Origin of the sequence: Methylobacterium sp. CCH5-D2 (genome assembly GCF_001556475.1) — a bacterium.
Classification (GTDB): domain Bacteria; phylum Pseudomonadota; class Alphaproteobacteria; order Rhizobiales; family Beijerinckiaceae; genus Methylobacterium; species Methylobacterium hispanicum.
Window position 1 is genome coordinate 1 of sequence record NZ_LSIX01000426.1, and the last position, 1,248, is coordinate 1,248.

The following is a 1,248-nucleotide window of genomic DNA, read 5'->3' on the forward strand; positions in this document are numbered from 1 at the left end:
GGAGAGGCGCGCGGCCGGGTCCGAAGAGAATCACCACGGGTTGCTCCCGGCGGGCATGTTGGTGCCGGCCTCGACGCGGCGGGTCTGCTCGGCCTTGAGGCGCAGCTTCAGGTAGCGGCCGGGATCGTCCGGCAGGGTCTGGAGCCAGAGCCGGTCGGGGCGGATCTCGTGGGCCTCGAAGCTCTTCGTCACGCGCCGCACCTCGCGCTCGGGGGCGGCCGCCACCATGGCCGAGCCGCTGCCGGTGCGCCCGCGCCCGGCCGCGTCGCTCGCCGAGCCGCGGGCCTCGCCGCGGCCGGAATCGACCGCCTGCTGCTCGGCCCGGCCGCGGCGGGCCACCTTGCTGTTGCCGGGCAGCGAGGCGCTCGACCCGGCCTCCTTGTTGCCGGCCAGCCCCTCGCCGCTCGAGGTGGCCTTGATGTCGTCGCTCTGGTCGTGGTTCCGGGTGTTGTTGTAGCGCGCGCCGTACTGCGCCGTGCCGTTGGCGATGCCCCCGCCCGGACCGCGGTCGATCGCCTCCTCCATGAGACGGGCGATGAGCGCGCGGTTGGCCTGCGCGTCGGCGTCGCGCGGGTTGTACTGCAGCGCCTGATTGTAGGCCGCAACGGCGCCGGCGAGATCGCCGGCACGCGCCAGCGCGTTTCCGAGGTTGTAGGCGTTGCGCCGCCCGCCGTTGCGGAAGATCGCGGCCGCTTGGCCATAGTCGCCGGCCGCGTAGAGGGCGGGCCCGCGCCAGGCCGGGTCGGCGATGATGCCGGAGGCCAGCCCCGGCAGGCCGACGCCCATCAGCAGCCGCCCGAGGCCGGTGCGCGGCTCCGTGAGGGCGCAGAGGGCGACGAGGCCGGCGCCCGCCAGCGCCAGACCGGCGCCGCGCGCGTGGCGGCGCCAGCGGCGCGGCAGCGCCAGGGCGGCGGGAAGCGGAAGGGAGACGGGGCCACGCATCAGGCGCTCCGGCGGAAGAGCAGCAGGGCGGGGAGGGCGGCGAGCAGGAGCAGCCAGCGCCCGAGGTCGGCGAACGCCAGCACCGTGTAGCCGCCGGCCGCGAGGTGCTGGGCCGTGCTGGCGCCGACCGCCTCGAGCACGGCGCCCGGGGCGTCGAGGTCGGCCACGACGCCGCCGCCCGCCCGCACCACCGCGTCGAGCGCGCCCCGGTCGGGTCGCGGCACGCCGGGCGGGAGCGGGCGGGTCGCGGGCACGAACACGCCCTGCAGGCGCCAGCCGCGCTCGGCGATGGCGCGCGCCTCGCGC

The 1,248-nt window shown here is 77.6% G+C and carries 1 protein-coding gene and 1 pseudogene; both read right to left on the bottom strand.

Annotated elements, in window-relative coordinates; translation table 11 throughout:
• Positions 1 to 30 precede the first annotated feature (30 nt).
• Positions 31 to 942: a tetratricopeptide repeat protein gene (locus AX737_RS10955; protein ID WP_066921258.1), complete on the bottom strand. Its 912-nt coding sequence runs from the start codon at positions 940 to 942 to the stop codon at positions 31 to 33.
• Positions 942 to 1,248, bottom strand: a pseudogene (locus tag AX737_RS10960) (VWA domain-containing protein); the annotation flags it as partial. The pseudogene AX737_RS10960 and the gene AX737_RS10955, both read right to left, overlap by 1 nt.

Excerpts from the sequence above, each read along its gene's own strand:
- AX737_RS10955 (WP_066921258.1), bottom strand. The coding sequence starts at position 942 with ATGCGTGGCCCCGTCTCCCTTCCGCTTCCCGCCGCCCTGGCGCTGCCG.